A 14,197-nucleotide genomic window follows, 5' to 3' on the forward strand; every position below is an offset into this window, starting at 1 on the left:
GGTATCGATGGCCGCGGCGGGCATCGCAACGCGATACCGCCACCGAATACGCCGCTCAAGCCACCTCGACCACCCGACCAAACGCCCGCTCGTCGATCGCCTCGGCAAGCGTCGCGAACGCGGTCGCGATCTCGTCCTCCGGCACGCACGCATAACCGAGCAGCAACCCCGATGCCGCACGGTCGCGGTCCGCGTAATACCCCGACAACGGCCGCACGACGATATTGCGTTCGAGCGCGGCCTGCGCGACCGCGCGATCGTCGACGCCTTCCGGCAACTGCGTGACCAGATGCAGCCCCGCATCGCTGCCGAGCGCGTGCAGCGTGTCGCCGTAGCGCTGCGCGACCGCGTCGAGCAGCACCTCGCGGCGCTGCCCATATAACGTGCGCATCTTGCGGATATGCGACACGAAGTGCCCTTCCGCGATGAATTCGGCCAGCACCGCCTGCTGCAGCAACTGCCCTTCGCGATACAGCTCGGCGCTGGCGGTCGCGAAACTTTCCGCGAGCGGCTCCGGTGCAACCAGATAACCGACCCGCAGCCCCGGGAACAGCGTCTTGCCGAAGCTGCCGACATAGATCACCTGCCCGGCCGTATCGAGACCCTGCAGCGACGCGAGCGGCCGGCTGCCGTAGCGGAATTCGCTGTCGTAGTCGTCCTCGATGATCCAGCAGCCGTGCTGGCGCGCGTATTCGAGCAGCATCCGCCGCCGCGCGAGGCTCATCACCATCCCGAGCGGATACTGGTGCGACGGCGTGACCAGCATCAGCTTCGGCGGCTCGGCGAGATCGGCGGCCGATGGCGCGATCCCTTCGTCGTCGACCGGGATCGGCCGCGTCGTCAGCCCCGACACGTTCAGCACGCTGCGCACGCCCCAGTAGCACGGATCCTCGGTCCAGATTGCATCGCCCGGGTCGGTCAGCAGCCGCACCGCGAGGTCGATCGACTGGTGGATGCCGGTCGTGATCACGATCTGCTCCGGCGTGCAGCGCACCGAGCGCGACGTGCGCAGGTAGTCGGCCAACGCCTCGCGCAGCAGCGCGAGCCCGCCGCCCGGCGCGTAGGTCAGCAGGTCGGGGCGCAGGCGCCGCCAGTACTTGTTGTGCAGCCGCGTCCACACCCGCGCCGGAAATCGCGACACATCGGGCACGCCCGGCATGAACGCGCCGCCCTGCCGCTTCGACACGCCGGCGCCTTCCACGAGCCGCGTGCCGCGCGCGGACAGCCGCCGCGCGGACGGCTGCACGAGCGCCGCGTGGGTGGTAGCCGCGTCGGTCGGCGCACCGACGATCTCGTCCGGCGCGCTGTCGGCGACGAACGTGCCGCGGCCGGTCGCCGAGTTCACATAGCCTTCGAGCGCAAGCTGTTCGTAAACCTGCGTGACCGTGTTGCGCGCGATCCCGAGCTCGGCGGCCAGGAGCCGCGACGACGGCACACGCGTGCCGGCCGGCAGTTCGCGCGACAGGATCGCCTGTTGCAGCAGCCGGTGAAGCTGCCGGTAGATCGGCTGTTCGCCGCCGCGCACGAGGCGCTGCGCCAGCCAGTCCGACAACACGCTCGCGCGCATGATTGGCTCCTGAATATTTATTGAAATGGCTCTGATTGTCAGAGCCAAATGTGATTATAGTCGCCTCCATGGGCTGTCGAAGCGCCCGATTTTCTACCCACCGGACAGAACATCAAGGAGATGACCGTGAAGAATGCCGACCTGCAGGCCCGCAAGAACGCCGCCACCCCGCGCGGTGTTGGCGTGATGTGCGATTTCTACGCAGCCCGCGCCGAGAACGCGGAACTGTGGGATGTCGAAGGCCGCCGCTTCATCGATTTCGCCGCCGGCATCGCGGTGCTGAACACCGGCCACCGCCACCCGAAGATCGTCAAGGCGATCGCGGATCAGCTGAACAACTTCACGCACACCGCCTACCAGATCGTCCCGTACGCGTCGTACGTCGAGCTGGCTGAAAAGATCAACGACCGCGCGCCGGGCGACTTCCCGAAGAAGACCGCGTTCTTCACGACCGGCGCGGAAGCCGTCGAGAACGCGATCAAGATCGCGCGTGCAGCGACCGGCCGCCCGGGCGTCATCGCGTTCTCGGGCGGCTTCCACGGCCGCACGATGATGGGCATGGCGCTGACCGGCAAGGTCGCCCCGTACAAGCTGAACTTCGGCCCGTTCCCGGGCGACGTGTTCCACGCCCCGTACCCGAACGCCGTGCACGGCGTGACGACCGCCGACTCGATCAAGGCGATCGAGATGCTGTTCAAGGCCGACATCGATCCGAAGCGCGTCGCCGCGATCATCTTCGAACCGGTCCAGGGCGAAGGCGGCTTCAACCCGGCGCCGGCCGAGTTCGTGCGCGCACTGCGCAAGATCTGTAACGAGCACGGCATCCTGCTGATCGCCGACGAAGTGCAGACGGGCTTCGCGCGTACCGGCAAGCTGTTCGCGATGCAGCACTACGACGTGCTGGCCGACCTGATCACGATGGCGAAGAGCCTTGCCGGCGGCATGCCGCTGTCGGGCGTCGTCGGCCGTGCGGACGTGATGGACGCGGCGGCTCCCGGCGGCCTCGGCGGCACGTACGCGGGCAACCCGCTGGCCGTCGCCTCGGCACACGCGGTGCTCGAGATCATCGACGAAGAGAAGCTGTGCGAGCGCGCGACGCAACTCGGCGACGTGCTGAAGGCGAAGCTGAACGCACTGCAGGCCGACGTGCCGCAGATCGCCGACGTGCGCGGCCCGGGCGCGATGATCGCGGTCGAGTTCCTGAAGCCGGGCTCGGGCGAGCCGGATGCGGAATTCACGAAGCGCGTGCAGACGCGTGCGCTCGAGCGCGGCCTGCTGCTGCTCGTGTGCGGCGTGTACTCGAACGTCGTGCGCTTCCTGTTCCCGCTGACGATCCCGCAAGCCGTGTTCGACGAAGCGCTCGTGATCCTCGAGGAAGTGCTGAAGGAAACGGTCGGCGTACCGGCCTGAGTGTCCGTCGACTTCATCAACTGAATGCGCCGCCGCCGTCTTCATGACGGCGGCGGCCGTTTCATCCGTCCTTTTCGAAGCAGGTGATTCATATGAGCACGGTTCAGGAAACCCTGGCACTGAAAGACCCGTCGCTGTTCCGCCAGCAGGCGTACGTCAACGGCGAATGGCAAGGCGCGACGAACGGCGAGACGTTCGAAGTCCGCAACCCGGCGACGGGCGGCCTGCTCGGCACGGTGCCGGCGATGGGCACGGCCGAGACGCGTCACGCGATCGAAGCCGCGAACGCCGCCTGGCCGGCGTGGCGCAAGAAGACCGCGAAGGAACGCGCGGTCGTCCTGCGTAAGTGGCACGACCTGATGATGGAGAACGCCGACGACCTCGCGCTGATCCTGACCACCGAGCAGGGCAAGTCGCTGGCTGAAGCGAAAGGCGAAATCGGCTATGCCGCATCGTTCCTCGAGTGGTTCGCGGAAGAAGGCAAGCGCGTGTACGGCGACACGATCCCGACGCCGGCGAGCGACAAGCGCATCGTCGTGACGAAGGAAGCGATCGGCGTGTGCGCGGCGATCACGCCGTGGAACTTCCCGGCGGCGATGATCACGCGCAAGGTCGGCCCGGCGCTTGCCGCAGGCTGCCCGATCGTCGTGAAGCCGGCCGAGGCGACGCCGTTCTCCGCGCTCGCGATGGCCGTGCTGGCCGAGCGCGCGGGCGTGCCGGCGGGCGTGTTCAGCGTCGTCACGGGCGACCCGAAGGCGATCGGCGGCGAACTGACGTCGAACCCGATCGTGCGCAAGCTGTCGTTCACCGGCTCGACGCCGGTCGGCCGCCTGCTGATGTCGCAATGCGCGGCGACGGTCAAGAAGGTGTCGCTGGAGCTCGGCGGCAACGCACCGTTCATCGTGTTCGACGACGCCGACCTCGATGCGGCCGTGCAGGGCGCGATTGCATCGAAGTACCGCAACAGCGGCCAGACCTGCGTGTGCACGAACCGTTTCTACGTGCATGAAGCCGTGTACGACCAGTTCGCGCAGAAGCTCGCGGCAGCCGTCGGCCAGCTGAAGGTGGGGCGCGGCACGGAGCCGGGCGTCACGCAAGGTCCGCTGATCAACGAAGCCGCCGTGCTGAAGGTCGAGGCGCACATCGAGGACGCGCTCGCGAAGGGTGCGACCGTCGTGACGGGCGGCAAGCGCCACGCGCTCGGCCACGGCTTCTTCGAGCCGACCGTGCTGACGGGTGTCACGCCGGCGATGAAGGTCGCGAAGGAAGAGACGTTCGGGCCGCTCGCGCCGCTGTTCAAGTTCGGCAGCGACGACGAAGTGATCCGCCTCGCGAACGACACCGAGTTCGGCCTGGCCGCGTACTTCTACAGCCGCGACATCGGCCGCGTGTGGAAGGTGGCGGAAGCGCTCGAATACGGGATGGTCGGCGTGAACACGGGCCTGATCTCGAACGAAGTCGCGCCGTTCGGCGGCGTGAAGCAGTCGGGCCTCGGCCGCGAAGGCTCGCACTACGGCATCGACGACTACGTCGTGATCAAGTACCTCTGCCTCGCCGTCTGACGGTTCAGGGCCTGCCGCTTCGGCGACAGGCCCTGACCGCCCGGCCGGAACCGGGCGGTCCGACGCGGGCCGGTACCCCTCTCCGCCGTGCCCGCGTCATCTTCTGCGTTAAGTCGGTACGCTCTAAGCCTGCATGCTCCGCGCACGCGACAGCGGCAGCAAAGCCACTCTCCGCCGAACGGCATACCCCGCCAGTTTTCGTTCAGGTCTCATTTCTCGTTCACCAGCAAACCGCTAGATTGAGCGTTCCGCCTCGATCCTGTTTGCTCGTTCATGAACACCTCTCCTGACTGCCCGGTTCATACCTGCCCGGCGCACTGCGCCCCTCGGCCACTTCGTCACATTCGCCCCAGGCTCCACCGATGCCCAAGGTGCATCATCGCCGCTCCGAATCATGGAGCGCGCTCATGATCGTCAGTACCGCCAATCGCCGATTGCTCCCACCACCACCACGTAGCACGAGCGGCACGAGCAATCACCAACCGTTCAACATCATCTACGACGGGCCGGCGCTCGCCGAGTACCGAATGGACGTGCGCGACCTCGCGCCGGCACTGATTGCGATCGCCGACCTCTTCACGTCCGCCATCAAGGAACTTAACGGCGAGAACGCCGAGGTGCGTCTCGAGGTGCGAGGCAGCTTCAAGGCCGGGGCGTTTCACTCCGCGCGGATCTTCGTCCAGTCGCTCGCGAGTCAGATCCGCGACCTGTTCGCCGGGCTGAGCGCCGGGGGCGTTCAGCAACGCGCTGGCGACCCTCGGTGCACTCGGCATCATCGGAGGTGGCGGCCTGATCGGCCTCACCGGCCATCACACGGTACGACATTTAAGTCGCAATCCGAACCAAAATCGTACTCATCCCATATACAAAGAAAATACTTCCAGCCACTGTCTATAGCTCGTCCACGCTCCAGAGTTTTAAGTCAATGAAAGAAGAGGAACACACCGACCGTCGACGTAGAAGGTGTCACGATCGACCAAGATGCGATGCATGCCCCGGAGTCGGCCGATCGGGTATTGAACCACTTCAATTGAGGACATAGCCATGAGTCGACGAGCAATCAGAAACGGCGACGCAACGACAACCGGTGGAATCGTCATCGCGGGCACTGCAAGCATATTCGTGAACAACAAGCACATTGCCTTAGACGGCGATAAAGCGACATGCGGAAACTGCGAGGGAATGTTTCCGATAGCAGGAAGCGCGGTATCCGTTGTCGGAAGCGGACGCGCCGTAGCCGTGGAGGGCGACGCGGTACTTTGTCCATGTGGGCAAAACCTTTTAGTCGCCGGCAGCGACTGCACGTTTTTCATTGGAGGCGGCGGCCACGGCTCGGCGTCCCCATTCATCGGATATTCAGCATTCGCCCCCGCTCGAAACGAGTCGGCATCAGGCATCCATGACGAACAATACGTGTTACGTGAGGCGGATAGCGGGCAACCGCTGGCGAATGTCCGATATCGGATTCGCCTATCAACCGGAAAGATATTCACCGGCGTGACAGACGCAACAGGCCACACGCAACGCGTCACATCCGAGTATGCGGAACCACTCAAGTTCGAAATTACGAGGAACGGCAATGTCGAATCCTGACGATGACTATGTGCTGGTACACGACACGGCCATGACGAACACACGGCCGGGTTCCAAGGTGTATGTCGATATCAACACGAAGCCGATATGCCCGAACGTGAGCAATGAAGAATTCAGAAAAATCGTGATGCGTGCTCGCGACGAAGCCGTCCGCCTGATTAATGCCCGCATTGCAGCGCTAGCAGGATGGGACGTGAACGAACAAGCACGCGTCACCACCTATTTTGGACGTGCTAACGCGCAGATTCGCAACACGTTATCGACCCGTCTTCCGCGATTGCGCTCCGCGATGCAGGAGTTAGTGCCAGAAAAAATTGTTCGATGGGACAGCAAAGCCAGCAGGAATTTATCTTGCGCAGTCGTACCTGACAGCGGCCAAAACCGTGCCGCCGTTTGCAAACCCGACTCCGATAAACGAGTCATCGCCATCTACTCGTCATTTTGCAGCGACCCGTTTGGCGAGTTGTATCATGAGGCACAGATAAAGGTGTTGATTCACGAATGCACCCACTTCACCGACACGTTCGATTCAGATGATGCCATGTATGGCAACACCGAATTCGGGATGAAGATTTTCGCAATGAACAACCCGGATCTCGCTATTAATAATGCCGATAGCATTACTGGATACATAGCAACCTTTGACAAGACCATCGAGTAATGAACAGCAATTCCCTCAAATCCAGCGCTACAGCCTGTGTGCTCATTCTGTCGTCAATGCTATCGAACCTAGCGGTGGCATGCACGATAGGCGAGGAAGCGCGATTGCAACTTCCAGTCAACACGTTCACACTTTCCAATGCAGACAGAGTGACGATTGCTGATAGCGTTATCAAAGCAAAAAAATGGCCGAATGTCAAAATTCAAGCGATCATAATTTCGGGCGCCTTCGCCTCCGAGAAGAACATCGAAAAACTGAAGGAATTGCGCGGAGAAAGCATAAAGGAGTATTTAAAACTGCTTGGAATCAGCGCCGATCACATTTTGATCGACAAAAAGACATTTACTGATGAAATGATCACACGACGATCGGACGGCACAATAAAAACCAATCAGATCATCGTGGAATTTACGCCGATATGTGAAGGTAGCTGCGCATGGATGTGTGACGACCCTCGCGTGACGCCGCACAGCAAACTCATCGATCGATGATTGCGGAGCACTCGCGTCAGCGATGCTCTCCTTCCAACATGACGACAGTGTCGCGAGACGCGATATCAACGATGGCCAAGCTCCTAGCCGCCGCCGCGCTCGCGTTGACCTGCGCACACACGGCGTTCGCATGCGATGGTCCATCGAACATGCCCGGTTGGGGGTTTGATGTTCGATTCGACAACAATTCCAGCGACATTTCCACCACCGAACTGGCGAAGCTTTCCGTATGGTCGAACGATATGCGCAATCGCTTCCCCATTGTCGACGTGGTGTCGATCGTTGGACTAGCGGAGCCAACGGAGAGAAAACCGGCAGTTCTTGCGCATCGACGTGCTGCGAACGTTAAAGCCGCACTAGATCAATTTTCGATTCGAGGCGAACGAAATTCCATGATCGCCCGAATCTACACGTTATCGTTTCCCGCGAGCGAGTTTGACGATACAGGGCGGCGTGTCGAAATCACATTCGGCCCAGGATGCCCCAACCATTGTTGCCCGAACTTAAACCCGATACCGAAGACGCAATGACTTTGCAGGACACCCCGCACCGGCCCGCACAATGCGGGCCGCCGTCCTCCTGCCTCACCCTTCCCCCTCCCCCTCCTCACCGCTTTCACCGGACTGCGATCACAGCATCGGCGTTGGTCGAACGGCTGACCGTCGTCATCAGGCCGCGCCACGCCTGCCAAGCCCGTCCTCTCGAACAAAACCGAAAAACAAAAGCCCTCGCGACATCGGCACACGCCTCCACCCACCAACCTTTCAAATTTGATACGATTCAATTTCATTTTGAAAGGTTTCGGGATACCGGACCGACGGTGCCGGCGCCCGGCGCGAACGCGGTTCGACCGACTGCGCACCCGGCGCAAGCGGTCGTCGTCAGTCTTCGAGCCACGCTCAACGAGGATGCTGTTCATGGAAAGCCACGTAGGACCAACGTGCCTGCGCGCCCAACTCAAGCGGGGGCTGCTTGAGATCAGAGTCGACGCCGCCGCGCTGCCTCCTGCGAACCTGTTCGGTTTCGCGGAGCGCCGGAATCCCAAGCGAGCCTTCCTCTTCGTATCCAAGGTCCTGGGCCGTCACATCCCGGTACGCCCGTCGATCATGGCGGCCAGCTTCGAGCGCCTGGCGGCCGGCATTCCGGCGGACCTGCCCGGGCCGGTACTGGTGATCGGCATGGCCGAAACCGCGGTGGGCCTCGGTGCCGGCGTGCACCGCGCCTATCGTGCGGGCCGCCCTGACAGCGTGTACCTCACCAGTACCCGGCATCCGCTGGGTACGCGCGTCTTTGCTCGATTCGAGGAAGAACACAGCCATGCGAGCGCCCATCTGATCCACTGGCCGGTCGATCCGGAGATTCGTGACCTGATGCTGAAGGCTCGATCGCTGATCCTGGTGGACGACGAAGCCTCCACCGGCAAGACCTTCCTGAACCTGCACCGCGCACTGGTCGCAGCAGGCCTGAGCAACGTCGAGCGAGTGGTCACCTGCGTCCTGACGGACTGGACTGCCGGTGCCGCGCGTCACGCGATCGGGGAACCGGTCACCGCGGTATCGCTGCTGACCGGCTCCTACCAGTTCCACGAGGATCAGTCCGCACCCCTCCCGGATATGCCGAACGTCGGCACCGTTTCCATGGGCGAATGGCCGCTCTCGCCCCGCAATGACTGGGGACGTCTGGGCGTCCGGGAGGTGGACGACACGCTTGCGCCGGGCGTTCAGGTCCGGCCCGGCGAGAAAGTCATTGTCGTCGGTACCGGCGAGTTCGTCTGGCGTCCTTTTCTGCTGGCGGAACGCCTGGAGCGATCTGGCGCGGATGTCCACTTCAGCTCGACCACGCGGTCCCCCATCGCCCTGGGCCATGCCATCGAGCACGCGCTGTCGTTCCCCGACAACTACGGCCTCGGTATTCCGAACTTCCTCTACAACGTGAAGCCCGGCCAGTTCGACCGGGTCCTGATCTGCACGGAAACGCCCGCTCAGGCACTCCCCGTGGAACTCGTCGATGCACTGAACGCAGAGGTGATTGTCGATGAGCGGTAACCGCCCCCTGGCGTTCGTCGACCTCGACGACACCCTGTTCCAGACCGCCCGCAAGATGGCGGAAGGCGTCCCGCGCACGGCGGCCACGCTGGACGTGCACGGTCAGCCAAACGGCTTCATGGACCCGGTCCAGCACGCGTTCATCACGTGGCTGCTCGCCACCGCCGACGTCGTTCCGGTCACCGCGCGCAGCGTGGAGGCATACGGCCGCGTCATGCTTCCCTTCACCGAAGGCGCAATCTGCTCGCATGGGGGCGTCATGCTCCGCCCCGACGGGTTACGCGATCGAAGCTGGCACGGGCGAATGATCGAGGTTCTCCAGGGCGTTCAGGAGCGACTGCCGGCACTGTGCGAGGCCACGCTGGCGATCGGCGAGGAACTCGGCTACTCACTCCGCGGCTGGGTCGTGGAAGAAGAAGGCTTGCGCCACTACGTGGTGATCAAGCACAACGCGTCCGACGACGCAGTGCTCGCCGAGGTGCTGGCCGGAGTGCGGTCCCGGCGCATGGTCGACGGCATGCACGTTCACGCCAACGGCAACAACCTCGCCTTCCTGCCAACGGGGCTGGCCAAGCGTGCAGCCGTTCAGGAATGGTTGCGCCGCGACCGTGAGATCCACGGCGAGCGACCGGTCCTGGGCTTCGGCGACAGCATCACCGATCTCGGGTACATGGATCTCTGCCACATGTGGGCGACACCGGCGCGCAGCCAGCTTGCGAATTGGGTGACGGGGACGATCCATGGGTAATCGCCTCGCGAGCCTGAACACCGTCGGCAGCGGCAGCTATGCCCCCGACGATGTGCATGTCCTGCTGCAACACGTGCGGATGAGCGTCACCGACGTCGAGGAGAAGGAACGTCTGATCCAGACGAATCAAAAACACTACTCGGAAATGATCGGCCTCGAGCAGGCGCCCAGCGACGTGCACCAGCGCCTTTACGCCCGCGCGCTGCTGCAGAACGGCGCCCGCATGGCTTCGGAGGTGCAGTCCCTGGCGCTGGCGCTGAATGCCGCTTGCACCAGGCCGGGCATCGCGCTGGTCTCGTTTGTGCGCGCGGGCCTGCCGCTTGGCGTGCTGCTGCGCCGGGCACTCGTGGAGATGGGGCGCGACGCCCGCCACTACGGGATCAGCATCATTCGCGATCGCGGGATCGACACGGTTGCGCTGGAAGCCATCATCCGGCTGCATGGCGCCGAAAACATCGTCTTCGTCGACGGCTGGACCGGCAAAGGTGCCATTTCCGGCGAGCTCGCACGGACCCTGGCGGACGACACGCGCTTCCCCGCAGGTCCGCGCCTCGTGGTTCTGGCGGATCCTTGCGGCCGCGCGTGGCTGGCTGCCTCCGCGCAAGACTGGACCATTCCGTCCGGCATTCTCGGTGCAACCGTTTCCGGGCTGGTGTCCCGCTCCATCTGGCCGGCTCAAGGCGGCCTGCATGGTTGCGTGGTCTACGAACACCTGCGCGAACACGATGTCACGCGCGCGTTCATCGACAGGATCGACGCCGAACGTCGGGCGCTGGCAGGCGCCCGACCTGCCGCTCCATGGACCAACGATCAGCGACTGACGCTCCAGGCGTCCGCGGACGGCGTGGTGTCCGCGCTGGCAACCCGCTTCGACATCGGCAACCTGAACCGCGTGAAACCGGGTATCGCCGAGGCAACCCGAGCGGTCCTGCGCCGTGTGCCGGATCGCGTGCTGGTACGTGACCGCGATGACAGCGACGTTCAGTTGCTGCTGCACCTCACCGAACGCGCGGGCGTGACCGTGGAGGAAGCTGGTGCCGATCTGGGGCCGTACTGCGCGGTCACCATCATTCGGAGCGCGAATTGATTAAAACCATCTCTCCGTTCGCCCTCGGCGCGACGCTGTACATGCCCGCCACCCGCAGCGACATTCTGGATGTGGTTTCCGGCACCCGATTCCCCGAGCTGCGCTCGCTGGTGGTCTGTCTGGAAGACGCGGTGGCGGCAATCGACGTCGACAGCGCGCTGGCGAACCTGCGGGCGCTCCTCATGAATATCGATGCCCGGGGCGGGCGCGCCGAATCCGGTCCCCTGCTGTTCGTTCGGCCACGTGATGCCGCGATGGCGGCGGTGCTGAACGACTGGCCGCTGATGAAGCACGTCGACGGGTTCGTCGTACCCAAGTTGACCCTGCAGTCCCTTTCGTCGTGGGAGCGCGCGGTCAGTCATCCTGACCTGTACCTCATGCCGACACTGGAGACGGCCGACGTTTACGACCCGGGCGCAATGGTGGAGCTTGGCTCGGCCCTGAAGGCGAACCTGAACCGACGCATCATCGCGCTGCGCATCGGCGGCAACGACCTGATGGGTTGTCTTGGTCTGCGGCGCAATCCGGCCACCACGCTCTACAGCACGCCTCTCAGCTACGTGATTCCCATGCTTGCCGGAATCATGGGGGCGCAGGGATTCGCCCTGACCGCGCCCGTCTTCGAGCAACTCGCCACGCCCCATCTCCTGAACGAGGAACTGGAACTGGACATCGCTCATGGCCTGGTAGGGAAGACGGCCATTCACCCGAGCCAGATCCGCATCATCCAGGAGGCGCTGCGCGTGAGCCTCGAGGACTTCAACTGCGCCACGCTGATCGTCAACGATGCGGCCCCTGCCGTTTTCAAGCACAACGACGCGATGTGCGAACCGGCAACCCACTACAAGTGGGCGGTCAACATCCTCGAACGCGCCAAGTGGCACGGCGTGAAGCCCACCGCCCCGAGCAATGGCGAGCATGGCGTCCGACTGGCGGAGGCCGGCTGATGCGCGCGGAAATGCATGAGGCTGCCTCCAAAGGCGCACGGTCTGCTGTCCGCCGACGCGATGTCGGCCGAGCAGCAGCGGCGACTTGCATCCGGACCGTGAGTGAGCGGCTGCCGCACAAGACGGGTCATGGCGACGCTTTCCCCGTGTGGCGGCAATCCTCGTGGTTTGGCCAAGCCGGGACTCGGCAACGTGACTCCGTCCGATCCCTCGCACGAACACTGAACATTGAAGATCAACAAGGAGCGTAAAGATGGCACTCACCCTGAGCAAGAATCAGAGCATCTCGCTGGAAAAAACCGCGGGCCGTGGCTTGACCTCGATTAGTCTGGGCCTGGGTTGGGACCCGGTAAAGCCCAGCGGCTTCTTCTCCAAGATGCTGGGCGGCGGCAGCAACGACATCGACCTCGATGCTTCCTGCATCCTGCTGGACGGCGACATGAATTCCGTCGACCTGGTCTGGTTCCGACAACTGGCATCCAGGGACGGCGCCATCGAGCACTCCGGCGACAACCTGACGGGTGAAGGCGATGGCGACGATGAAACCATCCACGTCGACCTGCAGCGCCTGCCGGGCACCATCCAGCACCTGGTGTTCACCGTGAACAGCTTCCGCGGTCAGACGTTCGACCAAGTCGAAAACGCCTACTGCCGCATCCTCGACGACGCCCAAGACAAGGAGCTGGCGCGCTTCAACCTCGCGGAGAAGGGCCGCCACACCGGTGTTGTCATGGCCAGCCTCAGCCGTGGTGGCGGGGGCTGGGAATTCAAGGCGATCGGCCAGTCCACCCACGGCCGCACCGCGGACGATCTCGTCAATCTGGCGATTCAGGCGGTGCGAGCATGACGACACTGGTACCTGGCGGCAATGCACCGGTGGCCACCGGTCAATTGCGCGTGGACATCAACTACGCGCCGATTCCAGGCGCGGAGATCGATATCTCCGCATTCGCGCTCACCGCTGCGGCGAAAGTCCGGGGCGATGGCGACATGTGCTTCTACGGCCAAACCAGTGTCCTGGGCGGCGCGGTTCAGTTGACCGCCACGACGGCCGGCCGCGCAACGTTCACCGTGGATCTCGCCCGGATCGACCCTGCCGTCGAGAAAGTCGCGCTCACCGCGACCATCCATGAGAACAAGGCGACCTTCGATCGCGTTTCGACGCTGGCGCTGGCCGTGACGGGAGGGATCGAGGCGCAGATCCCGACTGCCGGGATGAAGGAGACTGCGCTGATCCTCGGGGAGTTTTACCGCCGTCAGGACGCGTGGAAATTCCGCTGTGTCGCACAGGGCTTTGCCGGCGGCCTGGAGCCGCTGGCCAGGCACTTCGGCGTCGACGTTGCCGCGCCTTCCGGTAGCCCGACGCAGAGCCCTCCCGCGCCGGCCCCGGTGCCCGTACCAGCGCCCGCGCCCGCACCGGTACCGCCTGGCGCACCGACGTCCACGATCCGACTCAGCAAAGTCACGCTCGACAAATCACGCCCCAGCATCAGCCTGGAGAAGACCGCTGCCGGCTTCGGTGAAATCAAGGTGAACCTGAACTGGAACCAGGGTACGAGTGGCCTGCTCGGCGGCTTCCTGGGAAAACGCGGCGCCATCGACCTGGACCTGGGTTGCCTGTTCGAAATGCAGGACGGATTCAAAGGGGCCGTGCAGGCGCTCGGCAAGCGTTTCGGCGATCTGCGGGAGGAACCCTACATCCAGCTGATGGGAGATGACCGCACCGGCTCGGTTGCCGATGGCGAGTGGCTTCGCATCAATGGGCAACAGTGGAACAAGATCGAACGCATCCTGATTTTCGCGTTCATCTACGACGGCGCGCCGAACTGGAAGGCAACGGATGGTGTCGTCACCATTTTCGTGCCCGGCCAGTCCGAAATCGAAGTTCGCATGAACGAGGAAGGCGGCCGCCACGGCATGTGCGCGATTGCCCTGCTTGAAAACGTGAACGGGGCCGTCAAGGTCTCTCGTCGAGTCGACTTCCATCCCGGACACGAGGAAATGGATCGTGCCTACGGCTGGGGGATGCGCTGGAAAGCAGGCTCCAAGTAACCATTGACCGGCGGGGCCGTCCGGCCCCGCTCAC

At 63.7% G+C, this 14,197-nt stretch carries 14 protein-coding genes; 13 read left to right on the forward strand and 1 reads right to left on the reverse strand.

Features of this window, described 5'->3' with window-relative positions:
* Positions 1-55: 55 nt before the first annotated feature.
* Complete coding sequence (locus CFB39_RS30615) at positions 56-1,567, reverse strand: PLP-dependent aminotransferase family protein (RefSeq protein ID WP_089428978.1); 1,512 nt, start codon at positions 1,565-1,567, stop codon at positions 56-58.
* A gap of 126 nt (positions 1,568-1,693) precedes the next feature.
* Between CFB39_RS30615 and CFB39_RS30620 the strand changes: the two genes are divergently transcribed.
* From CFB39_RS30620 to CFB39_RS30675, 13 genes are all read left to right on the forward strand, one after another.
* Positions 1,694-2,977: a 4-aminobutyrate--2-oxoglutarate transaminase gene (locus CFB39_RS30620; protein WP_083266220.1), complete on the forward strand. Its 1,284-nt coding sequence runs from the start codon at positions 1,694-1,696 to the stop codon at positions 2,975-2,977.
* Positions 2,978-3,069: 92 nt separating this feature from the next.
* Entirely contained in the window at positions 3,070-4,539 is a 1,470-nt protein-coding gene (gene gabD, locus CFB39_RS30625) for an NADP-dependent succinate-semialdehyde dehydrogenase (protein ID WP_021156413.1), read from the forward strand.
* A 407-nt stretch (positions 4,540-4,946) separates the two neighbouring features.
* A complete protein-coding gene (locus CFB39_RS30630) occupies positions 4,947-5,468 on the forward strand; it encodes a hypothetical protein (protein WP_256991488.1) in 522 nt (173 codons plus the stop codon).
* 115 nt (positions 5,469-5,583) lie between these two features.
* Entirely contained in the window at positions 5,584-6,132 is a 549-nt protein-coding gene (locus CFB39_RS30635; protein ID WP_089475752.1) for a PAAR domain-containing protein, read from the forward strand.
* Positions 6,119-6,793 (forward strand): M35 family metallo-endopeptidase, encoded by a 675-nt coding sequence (locus CFB39_RS30640; protein WP_089475753.1) that lies wholly within the window; start codon positions 6,119-6,121, stop codon positions 6,791-6,793. The genes CFB39_RS30635 and CFB39_RS30640 overlap by 14 nt, the downstream gene beginning before the upstream one ends.
* The gene (locus CFB39_RS39740; protein ID WP_144030341.1) at positions 6,793-7,284 is read left to right on the forward strand and encodes a hypothetical protein; all 492 of its coding nucleotides are present in this window, start codon (positions 6,793-6,795) and stop codon (positions 7,282-7,284) included. The genes CFB39_RS30640 and CFB39_RS39740 overlap by 1 nt, the downstream gene beginning before the upstream one ends.
* A 71-nt stretch (positions 7,285-7,355) precedes the next feature.
* On the forward strand, positions 7,356-7,814 hold the full coding sequence (locus CFB39_RS30645; RefSeq protein ID WP_256991489.1) for a hypothetical protein: 459 nt from the start codon (positions 7,356-7,358) through the stop codon (positions 7,812-7,814).
* A 387-nt stretch (positions 7,815-8,201) separates the two neighbouring features.
* Positions 8,202-9,329: a phosphoribosyltransferase domain-containing protein gene (locus CFB39_RS30650; RefSeq protein ID WP_179257762.1), complete on the forward strand. Its 1,128-nt coding sequence runs from the start codon at positions 8,202-8,204 to the stop codon at positions 9,327-9,329.
* Positions 9,319-10,077: a trehalose phosphatase gene (locus CFB39_RS30655; RefSeq protein WP_089475756.1), complete on the forward strand. Its 759-nt coding sequence runs from the start codon at positions 9,319-9,321 to the stop codon at positions 10,075-10,077. The genes CFB39_RS30650 and CFB39_RS30655 overlap by 11 nt, the downstream gene beginning before the upstream one ends.
* Positions 10,070-11,164 carry a cysteine protease StiP domain-containing protein gene (locus tag CFB39_RS30660; protein ID WP_089475757.1) on the forward strand — a complete coding sequence of 365 codons (1,095 nt, stop codon included), beginning with the start codon at positions 10,070-10,072 and terminating at the stop codon, positions 11,162-11,164. The genes CFB39_RS30655 and CFB39_RS30660 overlap by 8 nt, the downstream gene beginning before the upstream one ends.
* Positions 11,161-12,111, forward strand: coding sequence for an HpcH/HpaI aldolase/citrate lyase family protein (locus tag CFB39_RS30665; RefSeq protein ID WP_256991490.1), 951 nt, complete (start codon positions 11,161-11,163; stop codon positions 12,109-12,111). The genes CFB39_RS30660 and CFB39_RS30665 overlap by 4 nt, the downstream gene beginning before the upstream one ends.
* Before the next feature lie 253 nt (positions 12,112-12,364).
* Positions 12,365-12,958 (forward strand): TerD family protein, encoded by a 594-nt coding sequence (locus tag CFB39_RS30670; protein WP_089475758.1) that lies wholly within the window; start codon positions 12,365-12,367, stop codon positions 12,956-12,958.
* Positions 12,955-14,163, forward strand: coding sequence for a TerD family protein (locus CFB39_RS30675; RefSeq protein WP_089475759.1), 1,209 nt, complete (start codon positions 12,955-12,957; stop codon positions 14,161-14,163). Before CFB39_RS30670 ends, CFB39_RS30675 begins: the two co-directional genes overlap by 4 nt.
* The last annotated feature ends 34 nt before the right edge of the window (positions 14,164-14,197 follow it).

The sequence above is a fragment of the Burkholderia sp. AU6039 genome, assembly GCF_002223365.1.
Lineage (GTDB): Bacteria > Pseudomonadota > Gammaproteobacteria > Burkholderiales > Burkholderiaceae > Burkholderia.

Bases quoted from the DNA above. Each gene is read 5' to 3' on its own strand.
- CFB39_RS30615 (WP_089428978.1), bottom strand. From the start codon at position 1,567: ATGCGCGCGAGCGTGTTGTCGGACTGGCTGGCGCAGCGCCTCGTGCGC.
- gabD (WP_021156413.1), top strand. From the start codon at position 3,070: ATGAGCACGGTTCAGGAAACCCTGGCACTGAAAGACCCGTCGCTGTTC.
- CFB39_RS30630 (WP_256991488.1), top strand. From the start codon at position 4,947: ATGATCGTCAGTACCGCCAATCGCCGATTGCTCCCACCACCACCACGT.
- CFB39_RS30655 (WP_089475756.1), top strand. From the start codon at position 9,319: ATGAGCGGTAACCGCCCCCTGGCGTTCGTCGACCTCGACGACACCCTG.
- CFB39_RS30650 (WP_179257762.1), top strand. From the start codon at position 8,202: ATGGAAAGCCACGTAGGACCAACGTGCCTGCGCGCCCAACTCAAGCGG.
- CFB39_RS30635 (WP_089475752.1), top strand. From the start codon at position 5,584: ATGAGTCGACGAGCAATCAGAAACGGCGACGCAACGACAACCGGTGGA.
- CFB39_RS30640 (WP_089475753.1), top strand. From the start codon at position 6,119: ATGTCGAATCCTGACGATGACTATGTGCTGGTACACGACACGGCCATG.
- CFB39_RS30645 (WP_256991489.1), top strand. From the start codon at position 7,356: ATGGCCAAGCTCCTAGCCGCCGCCGCGCTCGCGTTGACCTGCGCACAC.
- CFB39_RS39740 (WP_144030341.1), top strand. From the start codon at position 6,793: ATGAACAGCAATTCCCTCAAATCCAGCGCTACAGCCTGTGTGCTCATT.
- CFB39_RS30670 (WP_089475758.1), top strand. From the start codon at position 12,365: ATGGCACTCACCCTGAGCAAGAATCAGAGCATCTCGCTGGAAAAAACC.
- CFB39_RS30660 (WP_089475757.1), top strand. From the start codon at position 10,070: ATGGGTAATCGCCTCGCGAGCCTGAACACCGTCGGCAGCGGCAGCTAT.
- CFB39_RS30675 (WP_089475759.1), top strand. From the start codon at position 12,955: ATGACGACACTGGTACCTGGCGGCAATGCACCGGTGGCCACCGGTCAA.